Annotated in this window: 22 protein-coding genes; 15 read left to right on the plus strand and 7 right to left on the minus strand. The window is 67.6% G+C overall.

The window, feature by feature from the left end:
* Positions 1-113: 113 nt before the first annotated feature.
* From acs to ltaE, 3 genes are all read left to right on the plus strand, one after another.
* Positions 114-2,093, plus strand: a complete 1,980-nt coding sequence (gene acs / locus ACUTAG_RS22725) for an acetate--CoA ligase (protein ID WP_112957352.1) — start codon at positions 114-116, stop codon at positions 2,091-2,093.
* A gap of 152 nt (positions 2,094-2,245) precedes the next feature.
* Positions 2,246-3,133 (plus strand): DMT family transporter, encoded by an 888-nt coding sequence (locus ACUTAG_RS22730; protein WP_109442165.1) that lies wholly within the window; start codon positions 2,246-2,248, stop codon positions 3,131-3,133.
* Between the two features lie 42 nt (positions 3,134-3,175).
* Positions 3,176-4,186 (plus strand): low-specificity L-threonine aldolase, encoded by a 1,011-nt coding sequence (gene ltaE / locus ACUTAG_RS22735; RefSeq protein ID WP_024068121.1) that lies wholly within the window; start codon positions 3,176-3,178, stop codon positions 4,184-4,186.
* A 38-nt stretch (positions 4,187-4,224) separates the two neighbouring features.
* Here ltaE and ACUTAG_RS22740 read toward each other — a convergent pair whose 3' ends face one another.
* From ACUTAG_RS22740 to ACUTAG_RS22765, 6 genes are all read right to left on the minus strand, one after another.
* Positions 4,225-5,559, minus strand: a complete 1,335-nt coding sequence (locus tag ACUTAG_RS22740; RefSeq protein WP_148316435.1) for an aspartate aminotransferase family protein — start codon at positions 5,557-5,559, stop codon at positions 4,225-4,227.
* Positions 5,560-5,753: 194 nt separating this feature from the next.
* The gene (locus ACUTAG_RS22745) at positions 5,754-6,635 is read right to left on the minus strand and encodes a GntR family transcriptional regulator (protein ID WP_112957353.1); all 882 of its coding nucleotides are present in this window, start codon (positions 6,633-6,635) and stop codon (positions 5,754-5,756) included.
* Positions 6,636-6,685: 50 nt separating this feature from the next.
* Positions 6,686-7,030 (minus strand): antibiotic biosynthesis monooxygenase family protein, encoded by a 345-nt coding sequence (locus tag ACUTAG_RS22750; RefSeq protein ID WP_006389326.1) that lies wholly within the window; start codon positions 7,028-7,030, stop codon positions 6,686-6,688.
* On the minus strand, positions 7,027-8,145 hold the full coding sequence (locus ACUTAG_RS22755; RefSeq protein WP_026382553.1) for a cytochrome P450: 1,119 nt from the start codon (positions 8,143-8,145) through the stop codon (positions 7,027-7,029). Before ACUTAG_RS22755 ends, ACUTAG_RS22750 begins: the two co-directional genes overlap by 4 nt.
* 71 nt (positions 8,146-8,216) lie before the next feature.
* Positions 8,217-9,062, minus strand: a complete 846-nt coding sequence (locus ACUTAG_RS22760; protein ID WP_054445408.1) for an NAD-dependent epimerase/dehydratase family protein — start codon at positions 9,060-9,062, stop codon at positions 8,217-8,219.
* Positions 9,063-9,075: 13 nt separating this feature from the next.
* A complete protein-coding gene (locus ACUTAG_RS22765; protein WP_006389328.1) occupies positions 9,076-10,722 on the minus strand; it encodes an electron transfer flavoprotein-ubiquinone oxidoreductase in 1,647 nt (548 codons plus the stop codon).
* A gap of 112 nt (positions 10,723-10,834) precedes the next feature.
* Between ACUTAG_RS22765 and ACUTAG_RS22770 the strand changes: the two genes are divergently transcribed.
* From ACUTAG_RS22770 to ACUTAG_RS22780, 3 genes are all read left to right on the plus strand, one after another.
* A complete protein-coding gene (locus ACUTAG_RS22770; RefSeq protein WP_026382551.1) occupies positions 10,835-11,284 on the plus strand; it encodes an acyl-CoA thioesterase in 450 nt (149 codons plus the stop codon).
* 297 nt (positions 11,285-11,581) lie between these two features.
* Positions 11,582-12,280, plus strand: coding sequence for a CoA transferase subunit A (locus ACUTAG_RS22775; protein ID WP_006389330.1), 699 nt, complete (start codon positions 11,582-11,584; stop codon positions 12,278-12,280).
* 12 nt (positions 12,281-12,292) lie between these two features.
* Positions 12,293-12,946, plus strand: a complete 654-nt coding sequence (locus ACUTAG_RS22780) for a CoA transferase subunit B (protein ID WP_148316439.1) — start codon at positions 12,293-12,295, stop codon at positions 12,944-12,946.
* 77 nt (positions 12,947-13,023) lie between these two features.
* Here the strand turns inward: ACUTAG_RS22780 and ACUTAG_RS22785 are convergent, their stop codons facing one another.
* Positions 13,024-13,482 carry a GNAT family N-acetyltransferase gene (locus ACUTAG_RS22785; protein WP_148316441.1) on the minus strand — a complete coding sequence of 153 codons (459 nt, stop codon included), beginning with the start codon at positions 13,480-13,482 and terminating at the stop codon, positions 13,024-13,026.
* 188 nt (positions 13,483-13,670) lie between these two features.
* On the opposite strand from ACUTAG_RS22785, the gene ACUTAG_RS22790 reads away from it, so the two are divergent.
* From ACUTAG_RS22790 to ACUTAG_RS22830, 9 genes are all read left to right on the plus strand, one after another.
* Positions 13,671-14,546, plus strand: coding sequence for a MurR/RpiR family transcriptional regulator (locus ACUTAG_RS22790; protein WP_026382549.1), 876 nt, complete (start codon positions 13,671-13,673; stop codon positions 14,544-14,546).
* Positions 14,543-15,523, plus strand: a complete 981-nt coding sequence (locus ACUTAG_RS22795; RefSeq protein WP_148316443.1) for an isoaspartyl peptidase/L-asparaginase family protein — start codon at positions 14,543-14,545, stop codon at positions 15,521-15,523. The genes ACUTAG_RS22790 and ACUTAG_RS22795 overlap by 4 nt, the downstream gene beginning before the upstream one ends.
* Before the next feature lie 46 nt (positions 15,524-15,569).
* Positions 15,570-17,456, plus strand: coding sequence for a dipeptide ABC transporter ATP-binding protein (locus ACUTAG_RS22800; RefSeq protein ID WP_316313397.1), 1,887 nt, complete (start codon positions 15,570-15,572; stop codon positions 17,454-17,456).
* A 65-nt stretch (positions 17,457-17,521) separates the two neighbouring features.
* Positions 17,522-19,075 carry a glutathione ABC transporter substrate-binding protein GsiB gene (gsiB, locus tag ACUTAG_RS22805; protein WP_006389336.1) on the plus strand — a complete coding sequence of 518 codons (1,554 nt, stop codon included), beginning with the start codon at positions 17,522-17,524 and terminating at the stop codon, positions 19,073-19,075.
* A gap of 92 nt (positions 19,076-19,167) precedes the next feature.
* Complete coding sequence (gsiC, locus tag ACUTAG_RS22810) at positions 19,168-20,088, plus strand: glutathione ABC transporter permease GsiC (protein ID WP_006389337.1); 921 nt, start codon at positions 19,168-19,170, stop codon at positions 20,086-20,088.
* 7 nt (positions 20,089-20,095) lie between these two features.
* The gene (gsiD, locus tag ACUTAG_RS22815; protein ID WP_006389338.1) at positions 20,096-20,998 is read left to right on the plus strand and encodes a glutathione ABC transporter permease GsiD; all 903 of its coding nucleotides are present in this window, start codon (positions 20,096-20,098) and stop codon (positions 20,996-20,998) included.
* Positions 20,999-21,167: 169 nt separating this feature from the next.
* Positions 21,168-22,262, plus strand: coding sequence for a DmpA family aminopeptidase (locus tag ACUTAG_RS22820; RefSeq protein WP_109433522.1), 1,095 nt, complete (start codon positions 21,168-21,170; stop codon positions 22,260-22,262).
* Between the two features lie 20 nt (positions 22,263-22,282).
* Positions 22,283-23,101 carry a M55 family metallopeptidase gene (locus tag ACUTAG_RS22825; protein ID WP_020924656.1) on the plus strand — a complete coding sequence of 273 codons (819 nt, stop codon included), beginning with the start codon at positions 22,283-22,285 and terminating at the stop codon, positions 23,099-23,101.
* Between the two features lie 8 nt (positions 23,102-23,109).
* Entirely contained in the window at positions 23,110-24,900 is a 1,791-nt protein-coding gene (locus tag ACUTAG_RS22830) for an aminopeptidase P family protein (RefSeq protein WP_054471981.1), read from the plus strand.
* Positions 24,901-24,955: the final 55 nt, after the last annotated feature.

Here is a 24,955-nt window from a genome sequence, read left to right on the forward strand (position 1 = left end):
GCTTATGGCCCGTATTTTGCGTAAGGTGCCCGTAAGAGCGCGGCGATACGGTTGCGAGTGGCAGTCAGATAAAAGCGGCATCAACAACAGAATCACAGATTGGAGACAAGATCATGTCGAATGCTATTGAGTCCGTACTGGTGGAAACCCGGGTGTTCCCGCCGCCCGAGCGCGCGGCGCAGGGCGCCGCGATTCCCAGCATGGACGCGTACAACGCGCTGTGCGCGCAGGTCGAGAAGGATTTCGACGGTTTCTGGGCCGGCCAGGCCCGCGACAACCTGCAATGGACCAAGCCGTTCACCGAGGTGCTGGACGAGTCCAACGCGCCGTTCTACCGCTGGTTCGGCGACGGCGAACTGAACGTCTCGGCCAACTGCCTGGACGTGCACCTGACCAACGGCAACGCCGACAAGACCGCCATCATCTTCGAGACCGATGACGGCAAGGTCACCAAGGTCAGCTACCGCGAACTGCTGGCGCGCGTGTGCCGCTTCGCCAACGGCATCGCCAAGCTGGGCTACAAGAAGGGCGACCGCGCCATCATCTACATGCCCATGTCGATCGAGGCCGTGGTGGCCATGCAGGCCTGCGCCCGCCTGGGCGTGACGCATTCGGTGGTGTTCGGCGGCTTCTCGGCCAAGAGCCTGCAGGAGCGTATCGTCGACGTCGGCGCCTCGCTGGTCATCACCGCCGACGAACAGGTGCGCGGCGGCAAGACCATCCCGCTCAAGCCGGCGGTGGAGGAAGCCATCGCCATGGGCGGCTGCGACGCCGTCACGCGCGTCATCGTCTACCGCCGCACCGGCGGCAAGGTCGCCTGGAACGAAAGCCGCGACCTGTGGATGCACGACGTCGAGGCCGGCCAGTCCGACACCTGCGAACCGGTGCCGGTCAACGCCGAGCATCCGCTGTTCATCCTGTACACGTCCGGCTCCACCGGCAAGCCCAAGGGCGTGCAGCATTCGTCCGCCGGCTACCTGCTGTGGGCGCTGCTGACCGTCAAGTGGACCTTCGACGCCCGCAAGGACGACGTCTACTGGTGCACGGCCGACGTGGGCTGGGTCACCGGCCACACCTACATCACCTACGGCCCGCTGGCCGCGGGCCTGACGCAGGTGGTGTTCGAAGGCGTGCCGACGTTCCCCAACGCCGGCCGCTTCTGGGACATGATCGCGCGCCACAAGGTCACCACCTTCTACACCGCGCCCACCGCGATCCGCTCGCTGATCAAGGCCGCCGAAGCGGCGCCCGACACCCATCCGTCCAAGTACGACCTGGACAGCCTGCGCATCATCGGCACGGTGGGCGAACCCATCAACCCCGAGGCCTGGATCTGGTATCACAAGAACGTCGGCCGCGAGCGCTGCCCCATCGTCGACACCTGGTGGCAGACCGAGACCGGCGGCCACATGATCACGCCGCTGCCGGGCGCCACCCCGACCAAGCCGGGCTCGTGCACGCTGCCGCTGCCGGGCATCGCCGCCGCCATCGTCGATGAGACCGGCGGCGACGTCGACCAGGGCAATGGCGGCTTCCTGGTGATCAAGCGCCCGTGGCCGGCGATGATCCGCAACATCTGGGGCGACCCGGAGCGCTTCAAGAAGAGCTACTTCCCGTCGGAACTGCGCGGTTATTACCTGGCCGGCGACGGCGCGCAGCGCGACGCGGACGGCTACTTCTGGATCATGGGCCGCATCGACGACGTGCTGAACGTGTCGGGCCACCGCCTGGGCACGATGGAGGTGGAGTCGGCGCTGGTCGCGCATGAACTGGTGGCCGAGGCCGCCGTGGTCGGCCGTCCCGACGACACCACCGGCGAGGCCGTGGTGGCATTCGTGGTGCTCAAGAGCGCTCGTCCCGAAGGCGCCGACGCCCAGGCCATCGCCAAGACGCTGCGCGACTGGGTGGCCAAGGAAATCGGCCCGATCGCCAAGCCCAAGGACATCCGCTTCGGCGACAACCTGCCCAAGACCCGCTCCGGCAAGATCATGCGCCGTCTGCTGCGCGTGGTGGCCAAGGGCGAGGAAGTGACGCAGGACGTGTCGACGCTGGAAAATCCCGCCATCCTGGAACAGCTGTCCAAGCCGCTGTAATGCGGGGCGCGCCGTCCGTCATGCGGACGGCGTGGACGGTTCCCGCCTCGACGGGAGCATAATGTGAGGTGCCCATGCCGGTTTGCCGGCATGGGCATCGTCGTTTTTTCCATTCAAGTTTTCCCGTTCAATCTTCCACCGGAGACGCCGCCGTGAGCCGCAGCAGTTTCGATCGCGCAGGGCTTGCCCTGATGTTCAGCACCATCCTCGTGTGGGCGGGTAGCTGGATCGCGATGAAGCTGATCGTGCCCTACATCGGCCCCTTCGATTTCGTGGCGCTGCGCTACGTGACCGGCGCGCTGGTGCTGTTCGCGCTGGCCGCCGCCACTCGGCGGCCGCTCGGCTTGCCCTCCTGGAAGCTGACCTTGCTGATCGGCCTGACCCAGACCGCCGGCTTCCAGGGCTTCGTGCAGACCGCGCTGGTGTCCGGCGGCGTCGGCAAGGTGTCGTTGATGGCCTATACCATGCCGTTCTGGGTGGTGCTGTTCGCGTGGGGCCTGCTGGGCGAGCGGCCGACGGCCCGCCACGGCGTCGGCATCGGCCTGGCCGCGATCGGCCTGGTGCTGTTCATCGAACCGTGGCACGGCGTGGGCGAGTTGCGGCCGGTGCTGCTGGGACTGGGCAGCGGCCTGTGCTGGGGCGTGGGCACGGTGCTGTCCAAGCGCATGTTCGATCGCCATGCGCCCGACGTGATGACCTTCACCGCCTGGCAGATGCTGTTCGGCGGGCTGGTGATGACGCCGGTGGCGTGGCTGGTGCCGCAGATCCCGGCGCAGTGGGGCTGGCAACTGTGGACCGGCATGGTCTATATCGTGCTGATCGCCACGGCCGCCGGCTGGCTGTTGTGGCTGCAGGTGGTGCGGCGCGTGCCGGCTTCGATCGCCGGCCTGTCCAGCCTGGGCGTGCCGGTGGTGGCGATGCTGATGGCGTGGGCGATGCTGTCCGAGCGTCCGTCGCCGGTCGAGTTGGGCGGCATGGCCTTGATTCTCGCCGGCATTTTTGTCGTGAGCCGAGCGGCGCCCGCCGCGCGCGCGGGCTGACCGGCCCGTTTACCGGATTCCGTTTTCCCTCAAGGAAGCTTCATGATCGATTTGCGCAGTGATACCGTCACCCGGCCGTCCCCGGCCATGTTGCAGGCCATGGTCAGCGCGCCGCTGGGCGATGACGTGATGGGCGATGACCCCACCGTCATCCAGCTGCAGCAAGCCGTGGCCGAACGCGCGGGCAAGGCCGCCGGGCTGTTCTTCCCGTCGGGCACGCAGAGCAATCTGGCGGCGCTGATGGCGCATTGCGAGCGGGGCGATGAGTATCTTGTGGGCCAGCAGGCGCATACCTACAAGTACGAAGGCGGCGGCGCGGCGGTGCTGGGCAGCATCCAGCCCCAACCCATCGAACACGCCGAGGACGGTACGCTGCCGTTGGAAAAGCTGGCGGCCGCTCTCAAGCCCGAAGGCGATCCCCACTTTGCCCGCACCCGCCTGCTGGCGCTGGAAAACACGTTCCACGGCAAGCTGATTCCCGCCGACTACGTGCGTGCCGCCACCGACTGGGCCCGCGCCCATGGCCTGGCCACGCACCTGGACGGCGCGCGCGTGTTCAACGCGGCGGTGGCCAGCGGCAAGCCGCTGGCCGAGATGTGCGCGCCGTTCGATTCGGTGTCGATCTGCTTTTCCAAGGGGCTGGGCGCGCCGGTCGGCTCCGTGCTGGCGGGCAGCGCCGAACTGATCGCCCGCGCCCGCCGCTGGCGCAAGGTGCTGGGCGGCGGCCTGCGCCAATCGGGGGTGCTGGCGGCAGCCTGCCTGTATGCGCTGGAACACAATGTCGAGCGCCTGGCCGAAGACCACGCCAACGCGCGCCTGCTGGCCGAAGGACTGCGCGGCATCGCCGGCGTGCGGGTGCTGAGCCAGGACACCAACATGGTGTTCGCGGAGTTCGAGCCGGCGCGGTGCGATGCCTTGACCGCCGCGCTGGCGGCCGACGGCATCCTGATGCGCGCCGTCTATGGCGGCCCGACGCGCATGGTGACGCACCTGGACCTGTCCAGCGACGACGTGCGCCGGGTGATCGAGGCCGTGGCGCGTCACCTGGCTTGATGCCGCCGTGGCCGGCCGCGCGGCCACGAGGGCTGGCGTCAGGCGCCCGCGCGCAGCACGTCGGCCAATACCGAGAACAACTCGTCGATCTGCGCGCGCTCGATGATGAGCGGGGGCGACAGCAGCATGGTGTCGCCGGCGGCGCGGATCAGGCAGCCGCGTTCCAGGCAGGCCTGGTGCGCCGCATAGCCGCGCTGACCGGGCTTGCCGGCCTCGGGCGCCAGTTCGATCGCGGCCAGCAGGCCGATGTTGCGGATATCCACCACGTGCGGCAGGCCCTTGAGGCTGTGGGCCGCGTCTTCCCAATAGCGTCCGAGTTCGCGGCTGCGCTGGAACAAGCCTTCGCGATGGCAGATGTCGAGCGTGGCCAGGGCGGCCGCGCACGCCACCGGATGGCCCGAGTAGGTGTAGCCATGGGCCAGTTCGATGGCGTTGTCTGGGCCTTGCATGAAGGCGTCGTGGACGTGCTGGCGCACCAGCGTGGCGCCCATCGGGATGGCGCCGTTGGTCAGGCCCTTGGCGCTGGTGATGAGGTCCGGCGTGACGCCGAAATGGGCCGCGGCGAAGGCGCCGTCGACGCGCCCGAAGGCGCTGATCACTTCATCGAAGATCAACAGGATGCCGTGCCGGTCGCAGATCTCGCGCAGCTTCTGCAGGTAGCCGCGCGGCGGCACCAGCACGCCGGTGGAACCCGCCACCGGCTCGACGATGACGGCGGCGATGGTCGAGGCGTCATGCAGCGCGACGATGCGTTCGAGCGCATCGGCCAGGTGTGCGCCCCAGTCCGGTTGGCCGCGGCTGTAGGCCATCTGTTCGCGGTCATAGGTATGCGGCAGGTGGTCGACATAGGGCAGCAGGTTGCCGAAGGGCTTGCGATGCCCGCCGATGCCCGACACTGACAGGCCGCCGAAGCCCACCCCGTGATACGAACGTTCGCGGCCGATCAGGCGCACGCGCTGGCCTTCGCCGCGCGCGCGGTGATAGCCCAGCGCGATCTTGAGGGCGGTGTCGACCGCCTCGGAACCGGAGTTCGAAAAGAACACTTGCGAGTAGCCGGCCGGCGCTTGCTGGCACAGCCTTTCGGCCAGTTCGAATGCCAGGGGATGGCTCATCTGGAACGACGGCGCATAGTCCAGGTCGTGGGCGGTGCGCGCGATGGCCTCGATGATCTCCGGGCGCCGATGGCCAGCGTTGACGCACCACAGGCCGGCGATGCCGTCCAGCACGCGGCGGCCGTCGGGGCGGATGTAGTGCATGCCCTCGGCCGCGCTGAACAGCACCGGATCGCGCTTGTAGCGCCGGTTGGCGGTGAAGGGCATCCAATAGGCGTCGGTATTGAGGGGAGACGACGAAAGAGGCGCGGACGAGGACATGGGCTTCCTGCTTCAAGGGAGTTCAGGTGTGCCTATTTTGTATTAATAAAAAGAAAAATACAATTTATGGAGTGCGAGGCCGAATCTGGCGCGACCGTCGTCACCGGATTCCCCGCGGAGGGGCGCCCGCTGGCAAATGCGTAGACGAAGAAGGTGGAACGGAAAAGACGGAGCGATGGCCCGCGAGCGGGGGATCAGGATCGCCGCAGCGAGGTCTTCAGGTGTTCGCGCATGAGTTGCGAGGCGCCTTCCTGGTCGCCGGCCTCCAGCGCGGCGATGATGCGCAGGTGCTCGTTGCTGGAATCGAGAAAGCGCGCATCGCGGTGGAACGCGGCGTGTTCTTCCAGCCGGCGCAGCTGGTTCTGCTGCTGCACCGCCTGCAGGATGTAGCGGTTGCCGGAGCAGCGCGCCAGCGTTTCGTGGAACGAGGCATTCAGGCCGAAGAATTCGGTGGCCGAGATCTCGCCATCGCCGCGCTGGACCAGCGCTTCGTGGGCCGCGCGCATGCGCGCCAGGGCGTCGCGGTCGAGCTTGAAGGTCGGCTCCAGCAGGCCGGCGCATTCGATGATCATGCGGTAGCGGTAGCTTTCGTCGAGCGCTTCGCGGTTTTCCAGCGATGGCGCGAACTGCCAGCCGTGGCCCTTGCGCTTTTCAAGCAGGCCGTCGGCCGACAATTGCAGCAGGGCCTTGGCCAGCACACTGCGCGGCGCGGGATAGCGCTGCAGCAGCTCGCGTTCCGTGAACTGCTCGGGCAATGCGCGCGTGGCGCGGTCGGCGATCAGGCGGCGGTAGAGTTCATCCTGGGTCGGACCCGTACCGCTGATCGCGGGCGAGGCCAAGGCGGCGTTTTCGGCCACGGTGTAGCCGCTGTTGGGGCGGTGCGTGATCAATCCCTGCGCGGCCAGCAGCCTGAGCGCGCCGCGCACCGGCGTGCGCGAGACCTCGTAGCCTGCCGCCAACGCTTCCTCGGACAGGTGGGCGCCGGGGGCGTGGCGCCGCGCCACGATGTCCTGCGCGATCAGGCGCGCCAGATCGACTTGAAGCGCAGTGGGGCGGGCGGGAGCGGCAGGAGGCATGGACGGGCGTGGCAGCGATGATGCAGCAATGGTAACGGACCGGCGCGCCGTCAGCCATGGCGGGCGCGGCTGTCGCCCGGCGCCTGGTCGCGTTCCTGCATGCCGTAGTCGCGCAGCACCTGGGCGACGCGCAGGCGATAGTTGGCGAACACGCCGCCCCGTCCTGCCTCCTGGGCGCGGCGGTGGGATTCCAGCGTGCGCCAGCGCTTGACCGCATCTTCGTCGCGCCAGAACGACAGCGACAGCAGCTTGCCCGGCGTGGCCAGGCTCTGGAAGCGTTCGACCGAGATGAAACCGTCGATCGTCTTCAGTTCGTCGATCAGGCCCGCGGCGATGTTCAGATAGGGCGCGGGGTCGCCGGCGGCGGGTTCGACTTCGAATATCACGGCGATCATGGGGTGGGCTCCTCGGTGAAATCAAATTGGGGAATGCGGGCATTGGGCAGGGGGCGGTAGCGAAAGCGCGCCGCCAGGGCTGCGCCGTCGACGCCGGCCCGCAGCAGGTGGACCAGCGCGCCGGCCGCATCGCGTCGCGCCGCGTCGCGCCCGGGGCATGCATGGCTCTGGGCGCCGAAGGTCCAGTGCGCCTCGGGCTGCGCCATGGCCGCCGCGGCCAGCGCCAGCAGCACGGTCTCGCCGGCCTGCATGAGCTGGCCCTCCAGTTCGATGGGGCCGGCCAGGAAGCGACGGGTGTTGTGAATGGGAGGATCGTGCCGCAGCGTCGCGTCGACCAGTTCCCATGCCTGCGCCAGCGTCAGGGCGGCGCCGGCGCGCTGGCGGCCTGCCCGCAGCAGCGCATTGCCCAGCAGGCCGGCGCCGGCTTCACAGGACTGGAACAGCAGGCCCGCCAGATTGGCGGCCAGCAGCGCCGGCTCCAGGCCGGCATCGGCGCCCCGGCCGCGCAGCTCGCGCAAGGCCGGGCTGGCGGCGCGATCGTCCAGGTGGGCGCCCAACCGTGCCAGGAGGCGCTCGGCGGCCGTGTGCCCTGCGGCGACCCGGTCTTCAGGCGCGGCCGGCGGCAGGGCGGCGAGGAACGCGCCGACCTCGCGCGCGCACTCTGCGGCCACGGCGCCGGGCAGTCCGAGGGCACAGGCTTGCGCAAAAACGGGCGCGGCATGCAGGTAGCGGTCGATGGCGCCGGCCGATCCGGTGTCCATCTCCAGCCGCGGCCAGTCGGGCGCGGGCGCCAGCGGCGCCTGCCGCGCCAGGAACGCGCGGAACAACGCCTTGAGACGGGCCTGGCGCGGACCATCGTTCATCCGCAGGAAGCGGCCGAACAGCAGGCCCGCCGGTCCCGCGGCGATGCCCCTGGGCACCGGCTCGGCCATGGGCCGCACGCGGGCGGCGGGATGACGCATGATGTCGCGGATCGTCCCCGGGGCGCTGGCCACCCACAGGCCCAGCCGGGCGTCCCGGTACAGCGGCCGGTCACGGGCCAGGGCGGCGTAATAGGGATAGGGATCGGCGTGCGTGACCGCCTGCAGCGGGTCGGTCGGGAAAGGCGTGGACATGGGCGGCGCGGCGGGTGGAGGGCAGGCCAGTATCGCCGCGTCGCGCCCTCGACGATTCGGCCGCGGCCGAACTATGCCTGCATGCTGTCGGCCAGCAGCGCGGCGTAGCCGGCGCGCGAGTCCGGCCATTGCAGCGCCAGCCCGCTGGCGCGCAGGCGGGCGTTGCTGAGCTTCTTGCTGCCCACGCCCGCGGGCGCCGGGCCGTCGGCTGGCAAAGGCGCGCCGATCATCCGCGCCAGTTCGGCATAGAGTTCATGCAGCGGCAGGGGGGTGTCGTCGCAGCCGATGTAGACCGGCGATGCCTCCGGCAGCAACGCCACGTGCGCGATGGCGGCCGCGGCGTCGTCGATGTGGATGCGATTGGCCCAGTGCGGCGGCTCGACCGGCGCGCTGGCCTTGCCCGCGCGCAACCGCTCGATCAACTGCAGGCGGCCGGGACCATAGAGGCCCGCAAACCGCAAGGTAGTGTGCGGGATCGCGCGCGCGGCAAGCGTCGCTTCGGCCTCGAGCAGGATGCGGCCGTTGAAGCCCTGGGGCGCGGTCGGGGTGTCTTCGTCGACCCAGTCGCCGTGATGTTCGCCATACACCGCGCTGGATGACACGAACACGATGCGCTCGACCTGGTTCGTGTCGAGCGCATCCAGCACGTGGTTCAGTCCGTCGACGAACACGCCGCGATAGGCGGCCGGATCGCGCGCGCCGGCGGTGGCTACATGGATCACGCGGGTGATGCCCGCCGGCAAGGCCGGCAGGCCGTCGGGGCGGGTGATGTCGCCTTGCAGCCAGTGGATGCCGCTGCTGTCGTGCGCCGGTGGATGGCGGCGCAGCGCGTAGACCGCGTCGCCGCGCGCCAGCAGGCGGCGCGCGGCGCGTTGGCCGAGGTCGCCGCAACCGATGAACAGCACGCGTTCCGCCATGGCCGGGCGCCTGCTACATGCCGCTGTAGACCGGCCCTTCGCCGCCTTGCGGCGCCACCCAGACGATGTTCTGGGTCGGGTCCTTGATGTCGCAGGTCTTGCAGTGCACGCAGTTCTGCGCGTTGATCTGCAGGCGATCGTCGCCGTGATCGTCCTTGACGAACTCGTAGACGCCGGCCGGACAGTAGCGCGATTCCGGGCCGCCGTACTTGGCCAGGTTGACCTGCACCGGCACCGAGGGATCCTTCAGCGTCAGGTGGACGGGTTCGTTCTCGTCATGGTTGGTGTTGGAGATGAACACCGAGCTGAGCTTGTCGAAGGTCAGCTTGCCGTCGGGCTTGGGATAGTCGATGCGGGCACACTGCGAGGCCGGCTGCAGGCAGGCGTGATCCGGCTTGCTGTGGCGCAGCGTCCAGGGCATCTTGCCTTTGAACACCAGTTGCTCGATGCCGGTCATCAGCGTGGCCACGGTGCGGCCCTTCTTGAACCACTGCTTGAAGTTGCGGGCCTTGTTCAGTTCGGCATGCAGCCAGGAATTCTTGAAGGCTTCCGGATAGGCGGCCAGTTCGTCATGGCGGCGGTCGGCCACCAGCGCGTCGAACGCGGCTTCGGCGGCCAGCTTGCCGGACTTGATGGCGGCGTGGCTGCCTTTGATGCGCGAGGCGTTCAGGAAGCCGGCCTCACAGCCGACCAGCACGCCGCCGGGGAAGGTCAGCTTGGGCAGCGACAGCAGGCCGCCGGCGGTGATGGCGCGCGCGCCGTAGGCAATGCGCTTGCCGCCTTCGAACGTGCCGCGGATGGCGGGGTGGGTCTTGTAGCGCTGGAATTCGTCGAACGGCGACAGCCAGGGGTTGGCGTAGTCCAGGCCGACGATCATGCCGACCGCGACCAGATTGTTGTCCAGGTGGTAGAGGAACGAGCCGCCGTAAGTGTCGGCGTCCAGCGGCCAGCCGGCGGTGTGGATCACCAGGCCGGGCTTGGACTGGGCCGGGTCGACCTCCCACATTTCCTTGATGCCGATGCCGTAGGCCTGCGGGTCGCGGCCGTCGTCGAGCTTGTAGCGTTCGATCAACTGGCGGCCGAGCTGGCCGCGCGCGCCTTCGGCGAACACCGTATAGCGCGCGTGCAGTTCCATGCCGGGCTGGTAGTGGGCGGTGTGGCTGCCGTCGCGGGCCACGCCCATGTCGCCGGTGGCCACGCCGCGCACGGCGCCGTTCTCGTCGTACAGCACCTCGACCGCGGCAAAGCCCGGGAAGATCTCGACGCCCAGCGCCTCGGCCTGTTCGCCCAGCCACTTGACCACGTCGCCCAGGCGGACGATGTAGTTGCCTTCATTGTGGAAACAGGGCGGCAGCAGCCAGTTGGGCGTGGCGCGCGCGCCGTTCTCGGACAGGAACAGGAACTTGTCCTGCGTCACGGGCACATTGAGCGGGGCGCCCTTGTCTTTCCAGTCGGGAATCAGTTCGGTCAGCGCCAGCGGGTCCATCACCGCCCCGGAAAGGATGTGGGCGCCCAGCTCGGCGCCTTTTTCCAGGACGCAGACGCCGATTTCCTGGTTCTTTTCAGCGGCCAGCTGCTTCAGACGGATAGCGGTGGCCAGGCCGGCAGGACCCCCGCCAACCACGACCACGTCATATTCCATCGACTCGCGTTCAGACATTGCAAAGCTCCCCGTATGTATTCCATATATGGCTGGAAGTATTATCGGCGATTGTATTGCAGGCGGAGACCTTGCACGTCTTCGCATTTCTTTCAGCCATCAGGAGTATTTGGTGAACCCGGACACACTGTCTGCGCGGATTCTGACGGTGGGCGATACCCACCAGGTGGATTTGCCTTTGCGTTGGGGCGATTCCGACGCCTTGAACCATCTCAACAACACGCTGTATTTCCGCCTCATGGAAGAGGCGCGCATGCAGATCCTGTATGACGCAGGCTTCGAATTGCCGGCCGACGACGGCGCCATCCTGGCCCACGCATCCTGCGATTTCCTGCGCCCGTTGACCTATCCGGCGACCGTGCGCGTGACGCACAAGGTGACGCGTATCGGCCGTTCCAGCGCCGAATTCGAGCTGCTGCTCGAGAAGGTCGGCGATGATGGCGGCCCATACGCCCGCGGCCGCAACGTACTGGTGTGGATGGATTACGTGGCCAATACGTCGGCCCCGTGGCCGCCCGAAGTGCTGGCGAAAATGGCCACGCAGTTCCAGCCGGCCGCCTAGCGCAAGGGAGCGGCGGCAGTCCGACTTCAATGTGGCGTTTGAAACGGCGCCCGCATTTGCCGGCCATGCCGTTAAAATCCAGGACAGAACCACAATACGAATGACAGGGCGCGCCACCCTCGGCGCCGCGAGCCAGCAGGCACCGGGCCACGCCGCGATGCCGCCGGGCCGCGAAACCGGCAGCCGCGCCCCAAGTAAAACAGGGTCCACCCAGGATCGCCCGCCTCCTTCTCGAGGCATGCGTTCCGGCAGGCGGGCGGACTCTCTTCAGTTCGACCTTAACTAGGAGTTGGAGCGATGGACAAGGTTTTTGCAAGCGCCCAGGAGGCGCTGGCAGGCATCGTCAAGGACGGCCAGATGATCGCCGTCGGCGGTTTCGGCCTCTGCGGCATTCCCGAGGCCCTGATCGCCGCGCTGCGCGATTCGGGCGTGAAGGATCTTACGTGCGTCAGCAACAACGCGGGCGTCGACGGCTTCGGCCTGGGCCAGCTGCTCAATACGCGCCAGGTCCGCAAGATGATCGCGTCGTACGTGGGCGAGAACAAGGAATTCGAACGCCAGTACCTGTCGGGCGAACTCGAGCTCGAATTCACGCCGCAGGGCACGCTGGCCGAGAAGCTGCGCGCTGGCGGCGCCGGCATCCCGGCCTTCTTCACCCGCACCGGCGTGGGCACCATCGTCGCCGACGGCAAGGAAATCCGCGAATTCGACGGCCAGCAATACGTGATGGAACGCTCGCTGGTGCCGGACGTGTCGCTGGTCAAGGCGCACATCGCCGACCGCAGCGGCAACCTGGTGTTCCGCAAGACGGCGCGCAACTTCAACCCGAACGTGGCGATGGCCGGCAAGTTCACCGTGGTCGAGGTCGAGCAGATCGTCGACACCGGCAGCCTGGACCCCGACCAGATCCACCTGCCCGGCATCTATGTGCACCGGATCGTGCTGAACGCCAATCCGGAAAAGCGCATCGAACAACGCACCACTCGCCCGGCCTAAGGAGAAGACGACATGGCATGGTCCCGCGATGAAATGGCGGCGCGCGCCGCGCGCGAGCTGCAAGACGGTTTTTACGTGAACCTGGGTATCGGCCTGCCGACCCTGGTGGCCAACCACGTGCCCAAGGGCGTCGAAGTCTGGCTGCAGTCCGAAAACGGTCTGCTGGGCATCGGCCCGTTCCCGACCGACGCCGAGGTCGACGCCGACCTGATCAACGCCGGCAAGCAGACGGTCACGACGCTGCCCGGCTCGTCGATCTTCTCGTCGGCCGACTCGTTCGCGATGATCCGCGGCGGCAAGATCAACCTGGCCATCCTGGGCGCGATGCAGGTGTCCGAAAAGGGCGACCTGGCCAACTGGATGATCCCGGGCAAGATGGTCAAGGGCATGGGCGGCGCGATGGACCTGGTGGCCGGTGTCGGCCGCGTGGTCGTGCTGATGGAACACGTGGCCAAGAAGAAGGACGGCACCGAGGACATCAAGCTGCTGCCCGAATGCAACCTGCCGCTGACGGGCGTGGGCGTGGTCGACCTGATCATCACCGACCTGGGCGTGATGGAAGTCACCGACAACGGCCTGAAATTGCTGGAAACGGCGCCGGGCGTGACGGTGGACGAGATCCAGTCCAAGACGCTCGCCAAGCTGGACGTGTCGGCCGTCAAGTAAGGCCCAGCTTCGCCACGACGGAAAACGCCCCGCAAAGGGCGTTTTTCATTTGGGACGGCGGCGGCCGGGATGGCCGTTCAGGCCGATTCCCGCAGCAGCATGCCGACGTGGGGGATGCCGTCCTCAATGTACTCGTCGGTGACCGGCACGAAGCCGTGGCCGCCGTAGTAGCCCTTGAGCCGGGCCTGCGCGCCCAGGTAGACCGGCGCGCCGGGCCACAGCCGCGCCACTTCGTCCTTGGCGCGGCGCATCAGCTCGTGGCCCAGGCCCGTGCCGCGCGCCGCAGGCGCCGTGATGACGCGGCCGATGACCGCCTGGCCGTCATTGAGCGCCGGTTCCAGCAGGCGGCAATAGGCCAGCAGTTTGCCGTTTTCCCATGCCATCAGGTGTTCCGTCTGCCCCAGCAGGTCCTTGCCGTCCATGTCGAGGAAGACGCAATTCTGTTCCACCACGAAGATTTCCGAGCGCAGGCGCAGCACGGCGTACAGCTCGGCCAGGGTCAGTTCGGCGTGGGGTTTGCAGGTCCAGGCGGGCATTCGAGATAGTCCGAAAAGGGTGGGTGGGGCAGGGCGGTTAGCGTACCTCAAACCGACCCCGTTTCTTTTGATGCACTGTTACATAAATTCACGGGTATACCCTTAGTATGAAAATGAATTTTCTTATCTAAAATTTGTGTGTAAACAGATTTACATAAACCCCCGCTAAGCTCCCCCTCCCACTTTCGATGAACAAGGCCGCACTCACGATTGCTGATCGGATCGCCCGGGCCCAGCCCGCGCTGAGCCGCAAGCAGCACAAGATGGCCGAGTACGTCCTGGCGCACCAGTTCCGTGTTGCCACCATGACCATCGACGAATTCGCGGCGGCGGCGGGGGTGTCGGTGGCGACCGCCAACCGGTTCGCGCGGGCCCTGGACCTGCCAGGCTATCCGCAGTTCCGAGCGGAACTGGCGCGCGGCTTCGAAGCCGCGCTGGAACCGGTCGAGAAGCTGCGCACCGAGCTGGCGCATTCGGCCAGCGCGGTGCAGATCTTCGCCGCCACGCTCGAAGAAGACATCCGCAACGCCCAGCGCAACCTGCAGAGCCTGGACGCCGCCGCCTGTGAACAGGCGGTCGAGGCCATCCTGGCCGCCGACCGCGTCTTTATCATCGGTTTTGGCGCCAGCGGCTTCCTGGCCGGCATGCTGCAGCGCGGCCTGTGCATGCACCTGCATTCGGTCGAATCGCTGGCCGGCCCGGGCGGCGTATCGCACGCGGCGCGCCAGATGTCACGCATGACCAGCAAGGATCTGGTCATCGCGATCGGCTTTCCGCGCTACCTGGCCGACACCGTGACCCTGGCGGGCGCCGCCAAGCAGGCGGGCGTGCCGGTGCTGGTGCTGACCGACAAGCCCACCTCGCCGCTGGCGCCGACCGCGTCGGTGGTGCTGTACGCCGTGTCCACGCGCCAGCTGATCCCCAATTCCGAAACCGCCGCGCTGGGCCTGATCGAGGCCCTGTCGGCGGCGGTGGCCTATCGGGCCAAGAATTCCGTCGCGGCCGCCGCTGGGGTGACCCAGTCCGTGATGCCGTGGCTCATCCATGGAGTAGGTAAACGATGATTCAACCCGTGATAGCGATTCACGGTGGCGCCGGCGCGATGTCCCGCGCGGCCATGTCGCCCGAGAAAGAGCAGGAATACCTGAGCGCGCTCGAATCCATCCTGACCGCCGGCCAGGCCGTGCTGGCCCGTGGCGGCAGCGCGCTGGACGCCGTCACCGAAGCCGTGCGCCTCCTGGAAGATTGCCCGCTGTTCAACGCCGGCCATGGCGCCGTGTTCACCAGCGCCGGCACCCATGAGCTGGACGCCGCCATCATGGACGGCGCCACGCTGCGTTCGGGCGCCATCGCCAATGTCAACTGCGTGCGCAACCCGGTGTTCGCCGCGCGCAAGGTCATGGAAACCAGCAAGCACGTGTTCTTCGTGGGCGAGGGCGCCGAAGCCTTCGCCAAGGACGCCGGCCTGGAAATCGTCGACCCCTCGTATTTCTCCACTGAAGCGCGCCGCGAGCAATTGCTGCGCGTGCAGCGCGAGACGCCGGAAGCGGCGGTGCTGGACCACGACGGCCAAGCCATGGTCGCGCGCGGCCAGCCGGCGCCGGCCGATCCGCTGGATTCCGACAAGAAGTTCGGCACCGTGGGCGCCGTGGCGGTGGACGCACAGGGCAACCTGGCCGCGGCCACCTCCACTGGCGGCATCACCAACAAGCAGGTCGGCCGCGTCGGCGACGCGCCGCTGATCGGCGCCGGCACCTACGCCAGCAACCAGACCTGCGCCGTGTCCACCACGGGCACCGGCGAGATGTTCATCCGCATGGTCGCCGCCTATGACGTGGCGGCCCAGATGGAATATTGCGGCGCGTCGCTGGAAACGGCGGCGAACCGTGTCGTCATGGAAAAACTGCCCACCATCGGCGGCAAGGGCGGCCTGGTCGCCGTCGACGCCAAGGGCAATGTGGCCTTGCCGTTCAACACGGAAGGCATGTACCGCGGTTACGCCCGCGTCGGCGAGAAGCCGGTCACCGCCATCTACCGCTGAGCGGCGGCGGGCTTCGTTTTTGTCAGTTTTGGGGATTACTAGAGATATGGTTGATCGCGCAAACAGCCTGGCGCTGCCGGATAACCGCGTGGTCCAGGTCGACGACCTGACGGTGCGCTTCGTGGGTTCGGAGCGCACGGTCGAAGCCGTGCGCAACCTGTCGTTCCATGTGGACCGGGGCGAGACCCTGGCCATCGTGGGCGAATCGGGTTCGGGCAAGTCGGTGACGTCGCTGGCGCTGATGCGCCTGGTGGAACATGGCGGCGGCCGCATCGCCCAGGGCCGCATGGCCCTGCGCCGGCGCAACGGTTCCGTGATCGACCTGGTTGGCGCCAACCAGCGCACCATGCGCAACGTGCGCGGCGCCGACATGGCGATGATCTTCCAGGAGCCGATGACCTCCCTGAACCCGGTGTTCACGGCCGGCGACCAGATCGCCGAATCGATCCGCGAGCACCAGGGCATGGACGCCGCGGCCGCGCGCGCCGAGGCTCTGCGCATGCTGGAACAGGTGCGCATTCCGGAAGCCAAGTCGGTGCTGGACCGCTACCCGCACCAGTTGTCGGGCGGCATGCGCCAGCGCGTCATGATCGCCATGGCGCTGGCCTGCAAGCCGGCGCTGCTGATCGCCGACGAGCCCACCACCGCGCTGGACGTCACCATCCAGGCGCAGATCCTGCAACTGATCCGCCAGCTGCAGGAAGAAATGCACATGGGCGTGGTGTTCATCACCCACGACATGGGCGTGGTGGCCGAAGTGGCCGATCGCGTGCTGGTCATGTACCGCGGCGACAAGGTCGAGGAAGGCCCGTCGGCGTCGGTGTTCGCCACGCCCCAGCACGCCTATACCAAGGCGTTGCTGTCAGCCGTGCCGAAGCTGGGCGCGATGCAGGGCACCGACCTGCCGGCGCGTTTCCCGCTGCTGCAGGTGGACGGCCGTGCCCAGCCGGTGGCCGAGCCCGGCGCCACCAGCACCCAGGAAGTGCCGGCCGAGCGTCGCGAGCCCATCCTGAGCGTGCGCAATCTGGTGACGCGCTTCGACCTGCGCGGCGGCATCCTGAGCCGCGTGCAGCGCCGCGTGCACGCCGTCGAGAAGGTCAGCTTCGACCTGTACCCCGGCGAGACGCTGTCGCTGGTGGGCGAGTCCGGTTGCGGCAAGTCCACCACCGGCCGCTCGCTGCTGCGCCTGGTCGAAAGCCAGGGCGGCGAGATCCGCTTCGGCGGGCGCGACATCGTGCGCCTGAAGACATCCGAACTGCAATCCCTGCGCCGCGACATCCAGTTCGTGTTCCAGGATCCGTTCGCCTCGCTCGACCCGCGCGTCACGGTCGGTTTCTCGATCATGGAACCGCTGCTGGTGCACGGCGTGGCCAAGGGCAAGGAGGCTGAGCGGCGCGTGGCCGAACTGCTCGAGCGCGTCGGCCTGCCGCCCGAGATGGCGCAGCGCTACCCGCATGAATTCTCCGGCGGCCAGCGCCAGCGCATCTGTATCGCCCGCGCCCTGGCCCTGAACCCCAAGGTCGTGATCGCGGACGAATCGGTGTCGGCGCTGGACGTGTCGATCCAGGCGCAGATCGTCAATCTGCTGATCGACCTGCAGCGCGACATGGGCATTTCGTTCCTGTTCATTTCTCACGACATGGCCGTGGTCGAGCGCGTCAGTCATCGCGTGGCCGTCATGTACCTGGGGCAGATTGTCGAGATCGGTCCGCGCCGGGCCATCTTCGAGAACCCGCAGCACCCCTATACCAAGAAGCTCATGGCCGCCGTGCCGATCGCCGATCCGGCGCGCCGCCACATGAAACGCACCTTGCTGTCCGATGAAATTCCCAGCCCGATCCGCAAGCTCGGCGACGAGCCGGTGGTGCAACCGCTGGTGCAGGTAGGAACCGATCACTTTGTCGCCCGCCACGCGGTCGGCGGAGCGTATTGAGTCAGTTGTCGTACTTGTTTTTCTTCCACCAAACCCCCTAATTCCTCACGGAACCAGGAGTTGCAATGATGAAAGTTCTGCGCCCCACCAAGCTGATGGCCGCCGCCGCGGTGGCCTTCGGCGTGCTCACCTCGCCGCTGGCGCATGCTGCCAAGGACGTGACGTTTGCCGTCTCCATCGCGCTGGAAACGCTCGATCCGTACAACACCAACAGCACGCTGAACCAGGCGGCCGGCAAGGCCTACTACGAAGGCCTGTTCGAGTTCGACAAGGACCTGAAGGTCCAGAAGGTGCTGGCCACCGACTACACCGTCAGCGAAGATGGCCTGGTGTACACCTTCAAGCTGCGCGATGGCGTCAAGTTCCATGACGGCACGCCGTTCAACGCCGAAGCCGTCAAGATCAACTTCGATCGCCCGGCCAACCCCGACAACCGCCTGTCGCGCTACATCCAGTTCAGCGTCATCGAGAAGACCGAAGTGGTCGACCCGCTGACCGTCAAGATCACGCTCAAGAAGCCGTTCTCGGCCTTCATCAACGCGCTGGCCCACCCGGCCGCCATGATGATCTCGCCGGCCGCCCTGGCCAAGTACGGCAAGGAAATCGGCTTCCACCCGGTCGGCACCGGCCCGTTCGAATTCGTCGAATGGAAACCGGCCGAATACCTGAAGGTCAAGAAGTTCGACGGTTACTGGAAGAAGGGCTACCCGAAGGTCGACACCCTGACCTTCCGCACCGTGACCGACAACAACACCCGCGCCGCCGTGGTGCAGACGGGCGAAGCGCAATTCGCTTTCCCGGTGCCGTTCGAGCAGGCCGCCGTGCTGTCCAAGAACGACAAGCTGGATGTGGTCGACCACAAGAACTCGATCATGGCCCGCTACCTGTCGATGAACACGCAGCAAAAGCCGTTCGACAACGTCAAGGTGCGTGAAGCCATCAACTACGCCATCAACAAGGAAGCCCTGGCCAAGGTCGCTTTCTCGGGCTACGCCACCATCGTCGATGGCGTCGTGCCGCAAGGCGTGGACTTCGCCCACAAGACCGGCCCGTGGCCGTACGACATCAAGAAGGCCAAGGCCCTGCTGGCCGAAGCCGGCTACCCCAACGGCTTCGAAAGCCAGCTCTGGTCCGCCTACAACGACGGCACCTCGGTGAAGGTGGTGCAGTTCCTGCAGCAGCAACTGGCGCAAGTCGGCATCAAGGTGTCGGTGGAAGTGCTGGAATCGGGCCAGCGCGTGCAACGCGTGCAACAGGTGCAAAAGCCTGAAGACGCCAAGGTCCGCATGTACTACGCCGGCTGGTCGTCCTCGACCGGCGAAGCCGACTGGGGCCTGCGTCCGCTGCTGACCACCGCGGCTTTCCCGCCGGTGCTCAACAACGTGTCGTACTACTCGAACAAGTCGGTTGACGACGGCATCCAGCAAGCCCTGGCCACGACCGACCGCGCCAAGAAGACCGAGATCTACAAGAACGTTCAGGAAACCATCTGGAAGGACGCCCCGTGGGCCTTCCTGGTGACCCAGAACAACCTGTACGTCAAGTCGAAGAACCTGTCGGGCGTGTACGTGGAACCGGACACCTCGTTCTGGTTCGGCGACATCGACCTGAAGCAGTAATCGCGCGGCGGTAACTCACGGGGCCGTTCGGCCCCTTGCAAGGCCACATACGGCGGGGACGCGGTGTCCCCGCCGATGTTGCAGGAATTTCAATGCTGACCTACATCGTCAAACGTCTTTTGGGCATGATCCCCACGCTGCTGCTGGTGGCCGTGGTCGTGTTCCTGTTTGTGCACATGCTTCCGGGCGACCCGGCGCGACTGGCCGCGGGCCAGGAGGCCGACCAGCAGACCGTCGAACTGGTGCGCAAGGAACTGGGGCTGGATCTGCCCCTGCCGCAGCAATTCGTGCGCTACTTCAGCCACATGCTGCAAGGCGACCTGGGTACCTCGCTGCGTACCAAGCGTCCCGTCTCGACCGAAATCGCCGATCGCTTCATGCCCACGCTGTGGCTGACCATCGCGAGCATGGTCTGGTCCGTCACCTTCGGCATGATCATCGGCATCGTGTCGGCCGTGTGGCGCAACCGCTGGCCCGACCGCCTCGGCATGACGCTGGCGGTGTCCGGCATCTCGTTCCCCGCGTTCGCGCTGGGCATGATGCTGATGCAGATCTTCTCCGTGAACCTGGGCTGGCTGCCGACCGTGGGCGCCTCCAGCTGGAAACACTACATCCTGCCGTCCATCACGCTGGGCGCGGCCGTGGCCGCGGTGATGGCGCGCTTCACCCGCGCGTCCTTCGTCGAAGTGGTGCAGGAAGACTTCGTGCGCACCGCCCGGGCCAAGGGCCTGAGCGAGCGCCGCGTGGTCATCAAGCACGCGCTGCGCAACGCGCTGATTCCTGTCGTCACCATGATGGGCCTGCAGTTCGGCTTCCTGCTGGGCGGCTCGATCGTGGTCGAGACGGTGTTCAACTGGCCCGGCCTCGGCCGCCTGCTGGTCGACGCCGTGACCCAGCGCGACTATCCGGTGATCCAGGGCCTGGTGCTGCTGTTCTCGCTGGAATTCATCCTGATCAACCTGATTGTCGACGTGCTCTACGGCGTCATCAATCCCAGCATCCGTTACAAGTGAGGCGGCCATGAGCAATACGACACCCGCCGCAACCGTTGCCACCGCCGTGCCCAAGAACGACGTGCGCACGCCCGCCACCGAGTTCTGGCGCAAATTCAAGAAGCAGAAGCTGGCCGTGGGCGCCGGCGTCTTTGTCCTGCTGCTGGTCGTGGTGGCGATCCTCGCCCCCTGGATCGTGCCGTTCGACCCGGAGAACTTCTTCGACTACGACGCGCTCAACGCCGGTCCGTCCTGGACGCACTGGCTGGGCGTGGACTCGCTCGGCCGCGACATCTTCAGCCGCATCATCATGGGCGCGCGCATCTCGCTGGCCGCCGGCTTTTTGTCCGTCGCCATGGGCGCCATCGTCGGTACCTTCATGGGCCTGATGGCCGGCTACTACGAAGGCTGGTGGGAACGCATCACGATGCGTATCTCCGACGTGCTGCTGGCGTTCCCCGGCATGCTGCTTGCCATCGGCGTGGTCGCGATCCTGGGTTCGAGCATGGTCAACGTGATCGTGGCCGTGGCCGTGTTCAGCGTGCCGGCGTTCGCCCGCCTGGTGCGCGGCAACACGCTGTCGATCAAGCAGATGACCTACGTCGAAGCGGTCAAGAGCGTGGGCGCGTCCGACTGGACCATCATCATGCGCCACATCCTACCCGGCACGATCTCGCCGATCGTGGTGTACGGCACGATGCGTATCGGCACCTCGATCATCACCGCGGCCAGCCTGTCATTCCTGGGCATGGGCGCTTCGCCCCCCACGCCGGAGTGGGGCGCGATGCTGAACGAGGCGCGTGCCGACATGGTGATCGCCCCGCATGTGGCGATCTTCCCGGCGCTGGCGATCTTCCTGACCGTGCTGGCGTTCAACCTGCTGGGCGACGGCCTGCGCGACGCGCTCGATCCCAAGATCGACCGCAAGTAACCGCCAAGCGGATGATGGCCGCCGCGCCGGCTGCCCTTCGGGGCGCGGCGCGCCCCATTGATCCCCTTGCCGCCGCCCGCGTCCGGGCGCCCGCCTCGCGGCGCGCGCCACGGTCGCGCGGGACGGCGGCATTTTGCATTCTGGAGCGTGGCGACACGCAGCGACAAGCATGGAAAAACAAGCGTTCGACCAACCCCGCATCGGCAAGCTGGACGCCGGCCCGCTCGATTCGATCTGCGACGTGGGCGACATCAGCGTCGGCCACTGCACGCTGGACGATGGTGCGCTGCAGACCGGCGTGACCGTGCTGCGTCCGCACGGCGGCAACCCGTTCCTGGACAAGGTGCCGGCGGCCGCCACGGTGCTGAACGGCTTCGGCAAGAGCACCGGCCTGGTCCAGGTGCAGGAACTGGGCGTGCTGGAAACGCCGATCGCGCTGACCAACACCTTCGGCGTGGGCACCGTGGCCAACGCCCAGATCCGCGCGGCGGTGGCGGCCACGCCCGAGATCGGCCGCGGCATGTCGACGGTCAATCCGCTGGTCTTCGAATGCAACGACGGCTACCTGAATGACATCCAGGCCATGGCGGTGCAGGAGTCGCACTACGTCCAGGCGCTGGCCGCCGCGGACAAGCGGATGGCGCAGGGCGCGGTCGGCGCCGGCCGCGGCATGTCGTGCTTTTCCTTCAAGGGCGGCATCGGCTCGGCCTCGCGCGTGGCCTCGATTCAGCCGGGCCTGCGCCATACCGTGGGCGCGCTGGTGCTGGCCAATTTTGGCCGCCTGCCCAACCTGACGGTGGCGGGCCGGCCCTTTGGCCGGCGGCTGGCGGACCAGTTGAACCGCGGCCTGGCGCAGGCCGGCGAGAACGCCGCCATCGTGCCGGAGAAGGGTTCTATCATCCTGCTGGTGGCCACCGACGCGCCGCTCGACGCGCGCCAGTTGCGCCGCCTGTCGCTGCGCGCCGGCGCCGGCCTGGCCCGCACCGGCTCGGTGTTCGGCCATGGCAGCGGCGACATCGCGCTGGCGTTCTCCACCGCATACACCGTGCCGCAACAGGCCGAGCGGCCGATGCCGGCCATCGCCATGCTGCACGAGACCCGCATCGATCCGCTGTTCGAGGCGGCGGCCGAGGCCTGCGAGCAGGCCATCATTGCCGCGCTGTGGCAGGCCGAGGGCGTGCGCGGCCGCGACGGCCATCACCGCGCCGCCATCCGCGAGGCCGCGCCCGACTGGCGCCAATGGCTGGCCGACACCGAATTCTGAATCCTACGAAGGCACACTCCATGAAGATCCTGATTTCCACCGATATCGAAGGCGTCGCCGGCGTCTTCCACGCCGAACAAGTGCGCGCCGGCAACGGCGAATACGAGCGCGCCCGCGCCTGGATGACGGCCGAGGCCAACGCCGCCGTGCAGGGCGCCATCGCCGGCGGCGCCGAAGAGATCCTGGTCAACGATTCGCACGGCGGTTTCCGCAACCTGCTGCCGGACGGCATCGACGAACGCGCCCGCCTGGTGCTGGGCAAGCCGCGCTACCTGGGCATGATGGGCGGCCTGGAAGAGGGCTGCGACGCCGTCTTCATGATCGGCTACCACTCGCGCTCGCAGGGCCGCGGCATCCTGGCGCACACCATCAACAGCTTCGCCTTCGCGCGCGTCTTCATCAACGGCATGGAACTGGGCGAGGCCGGCCTGTACGGCGCGCTGGCCGGTGAAATGGGCGTGCCCGTCATCCTGGCCACCGGCGACGACGTGTTCATCGCCGAGACCACCGACCTGTTCCCCGGCGCCCAGTGGGTGCAGACCAAGGTGGCGCATGGCCAGGGCAGCGGCGTGACGCTGTCGCCGGCGGCCTCGCGCCGCGCGATCGCCGCCGCCGCCGAGACCGCGGTGCGCAACGTGAAGAAGGCGGTTCCGTTCCGCATCCCCGCCCCTATAGAATGCCGGTTGCAGACGCAGTCGTCGGCCCTGGCCGACCTGTTCTGCATGTGGCCCACGCTGGAGCGCGTGGACGGCGTGACGCTGCGGTTCACCACGGACAGCATGCAGGCCGCCATCCGCACCCTGAACAGCCTGGCCGCCATGTCCTTCATGTTGCGCTAAGGAAACCCATGTCCAGCACCGACACCCGTATCGCCCAACTGCGGCAGGCCATGCGCCGCCGCGGCCTGTCCGCCTATATCGTGCCGTCCTCGGATCCGCACCTGTCCGAGTACCTGCCGGCGCGCTGGCAGGGCCGGCGCTGGCTGTCGGGCTTCACGGGCTCGGTGGGCACGCTGGTCGTGACGGCCGATTTCGCCGGGTTGTGGGTCGACAGCCGCTATTGGGTGCAGGCCGAGGCGCAACTGGCCGGCACCGGCGTGCAGCTGATGAAGATCGCCGTCGCCACCACCCCGGGCCATGTGGACTGGCTGGCCGCCAACACCCGCGCCGGCGACGTCATCGGCGTCGATGGGCAGGTGCTGGGCCTGGCCGCGTTCCGCGCGCTGTCGGCGGCCGCCGCCGCATCGGGCGCGACGCTGGAAATCCGCGCCGACCTGCTGGACGACATCTGGACGGACCGCGCCGGCCTGCCGTCGGCCGCGATCTACGAACACGTGGCGCCGCAGGCCTGTGTCGCGCGCGCCGACAAGCTGGCCCAGGTGCGCGCCGCCATGCGCGCCCACGGCGCCGACGTGCATTTCATCAGCACGCTCGATGACATCGCCTGGCTCCTGAACCTGCGCGGCGCCGACGTCGACTACAACCCGGTGTTCGTCGGCCACGCCCTGATCGGCCTGGACCACGCCACGCTGTTCGTGGCCGACGGCAAGATCGACGCCGCGCTGCGCGCCACGCTGGCCGCCGATGGCGTCGAGGTGGCCGATTACGCCCAGGCCGCCGACGCGCTGGCCTCGCTCGAACTGGACCAGAAGCTGCTGATTGACCCGGCCCGCGTCACCTGCGGCGTGTTCCACGCGATGGATCCGGCCGTGCCGCGCGTCGAGGCGATCAACCCGTCCACGCTGCTCAAGTCGCGCAAGACCGACGCCGAGTTGGCCAACGTGCGCCACGCCATGGCGCAGGACGGCGCCGCCCTGTGCGAGTTCTTCGCCTGGTTCGAAGGCGCGCTGGGCAACCAGCGCATCACCGAGCTGACCATCGACGAGCAGATCACCGCCGCCCGCGCGCGCCGCCCGGATTACGTCTGCCCCAGCTTCGCCACCATCGCCGGCTTCAACGCCAACGGCGCCATGCCGCACTACCGCGCCACGGCCGAGTCGCACGCCACCATCGAGGGCGACGGCCTGTTGCTGATCGACTCGGGCGGCCAGTACCTGGGCGGCACCACTGACATCACCCGCGTGGTCGCGGTGGGCGCGCCCAGCGCCGACCAGAAGGTCGATTTCACGCTGGTGCTCAAGGGCATGATCGCGCTGTCGCGCGCCTCGTTCCCGCGCGGCACGCCGTCGCCGATGCTGGACGCCATCGCGCGCGCCCCGATCTGGGAAGGTGGCGCCGAATATGGCCACGGCACCGGCCACGGCGTGGGCTATTTCCTGAACGTGCACGAAGGCCCGCAGGTCATCTCCTACCGCGCGGCCCCGGGCCCGCACACGGCGATGGAACCGGGCATGATCACCTCCAACGAACCGGGCATCTACCGCCCGGGCCGCTGGGGCGTGCGCATCGAGAACCTGGTGGCCAACCGCGCCTGGCTGACGTCCGAACTGGGCGAGTTCCTGTGTTTCGAGACGCTGACGCTGTGCCCGATCGACACGCGCTGCATCGAGCCGTCGCTGCTGCGCGCGGATGAAATCGCGTGGCTCAACGACTATCACAAGACCGTGCTCGAGCGCCTGTCGCCGCTGGTGGAAGGCGAGGCCCTGGCCTGGCTGGAGCGGCGCACCGCGGCCATCTGATCGCTGTTTCCGACCATGGAAAAAGGCCCCTCGGGGCCTTTTTCCATGGCATGCG

It is taken from the genome of Achromobacter sp. CSND-B12 (assembly GCF_052906545.1).

What these genes read in the sequence shown, in the direction of transcription:
- ACUTAG_RS22825 (WP_020924656.1), top strand. Translation starts at nt 22,283, where the DNA reads ATGAAGATCCTGATTTCCACCGATATCGAAGGCGTCGCCGGCGTCTTC.
- ACUTAG_RS22740 (WP_148316435.1), bottom strand. Translation starts at nt 5,559, where the DNA reads ATGTCCTCGTCCGCGCCTCTTTCGTCGTCTCCCCTCAATACCGACGCC.
- ACUTAG_RS22795 (WP_148316443.1), top strand. Translation starts at nt 14,543, where the DNA reads ATGATTCAACCCGTGATAGCGATTCACGGTGGCGCCGGCGCGATGTCC.
- ACUTAG_RS22755 (WP_026382553.1), bottom strand. Translation starts at nt 8,145, where the DNA reads ATGTCCACGCCTTTCCCGACCGACCCGCTGCAGGCGGTCACGCACGCC.
- ACUTAG_RS22775 (WP_006389330.1), top strand. Translation starts at nt 11,582, where the DNA reads ATGGACAAGGTTTTTGCAAGCGCCCAGGAGGCGCTGGCAGGCATCGTC.
- ACUTAG_RS22765 (WP_006389328.1), bottom strand. Translation starts at nt 10,722, where the DNA reads ATGTCTGAACGCGAGTCGATGGAATATGACGTGGTCGTGGTTGGCGGG.
- ACUTAG_RS22760 (WP_054445408.1), bottom strand. Translation starts at nt 9,062, where the DNA reads ATGGCGGAACGCGTGCTGTTCATCGGTTGCGGCGACCTCGGCCAACGC.
- ACUTAG_RS22800 (WP_316313397.1), top strand. Translation starts at nt 15,570, where the DNA reads ATGGTTGATCGCGCAAACAGCCTGGCGCTGCCGGATAACCGCGTGGTC.
- ACUTAG_RS22790 (WP_026382549.1), top strand. Translation starts at nt 13,671, where the DNA reads ATGAACAAGGCCGCACTCACGATTGCTGATCGGATCGCCCGGGCCCAG.
- ACUTAG_RS22750 (WP_006389326.1), bottom strand. Translation starts at nt 7,030, where the DNA reads ATGATCGCCGTGATATTCGAAGTCGAACCCGCCGCCGGCGACCCCGCG.
- ltaE (WP_024068121.1), top strand. Translation starts at nt 3,176, where the DNA reads ATGATCGATTTGCGCAGTGATACCGTCACCCGGCCGTCCCCGGCCATG.
- gsiC (WP_006389337.1), top strand. Translation starts at nt 19,168, where the DNA reads ATGCTGACCTACATCGTCAAACGTCTTTTGGGCATGATCCCCACGCTG.
- ACUTAG_RS22745 (WP_112957353.1), bottom strand. Translation starts at nt 6,635, where the DNA reads ATGCCTCCTGCCGCTCCCGCCCGCCCCACTGCGCTTCAAGTCGATCTG.
- gsiD (WP_006389338.1), top strand. Translation starts at nt 20,096, where the DNA reads ATGAGCAATACGACACCCGCCGCAACCGTTGCCACCGCCGTGCCCAAG.
- ACUTAG_RS22820 (WP_109433522.1), top strand. Translation starts at nt 21,168, where the DNA reads ATGGAAAAACAAGCGTTCGACCAACCCCGCATCGGCAAGCTGGACGCC.
- acs (WP_112957352.1), top strand. Translation starts at nt 114, where the DNA reads ATGTCGAATGCTATTGAGTCCGTACTGGTGGAAACCCGGGTGTTCCCG.
- ACUTAG_RS22785 (WP_148316441.1), bottom strand. Translation starts at nt 13,482, where the DNA reads ATGCCCGCCTGGACCTGCAAACCCCACGCCGAACTGACCCTGGCCGAG.
- gsiB (WP_006389336.1), top strand. Translation starts at nt 17,522, where the DNA reads ATGATGAAAGTTCTGCGCCCCACCAAGCTGATGGCCGCCGCCGCGGTG.
- ACUTAG_RS22780 (WP_148316439.1), top strand. Translation starts at nt 12,293, where the DNA reads ATGGCATGGTCCCGCGATGAAATGGCGGCGCGCGCCGCGCGCGAGCTG.
- ACUTAG_RS22830 (WP_054471981.1), top strand. Translation starts at nt 23,110, where the DNA reads ATGTCCAGCACCGACACCCGTATCGCCCAACTGCGGCAGGCCATGCGC.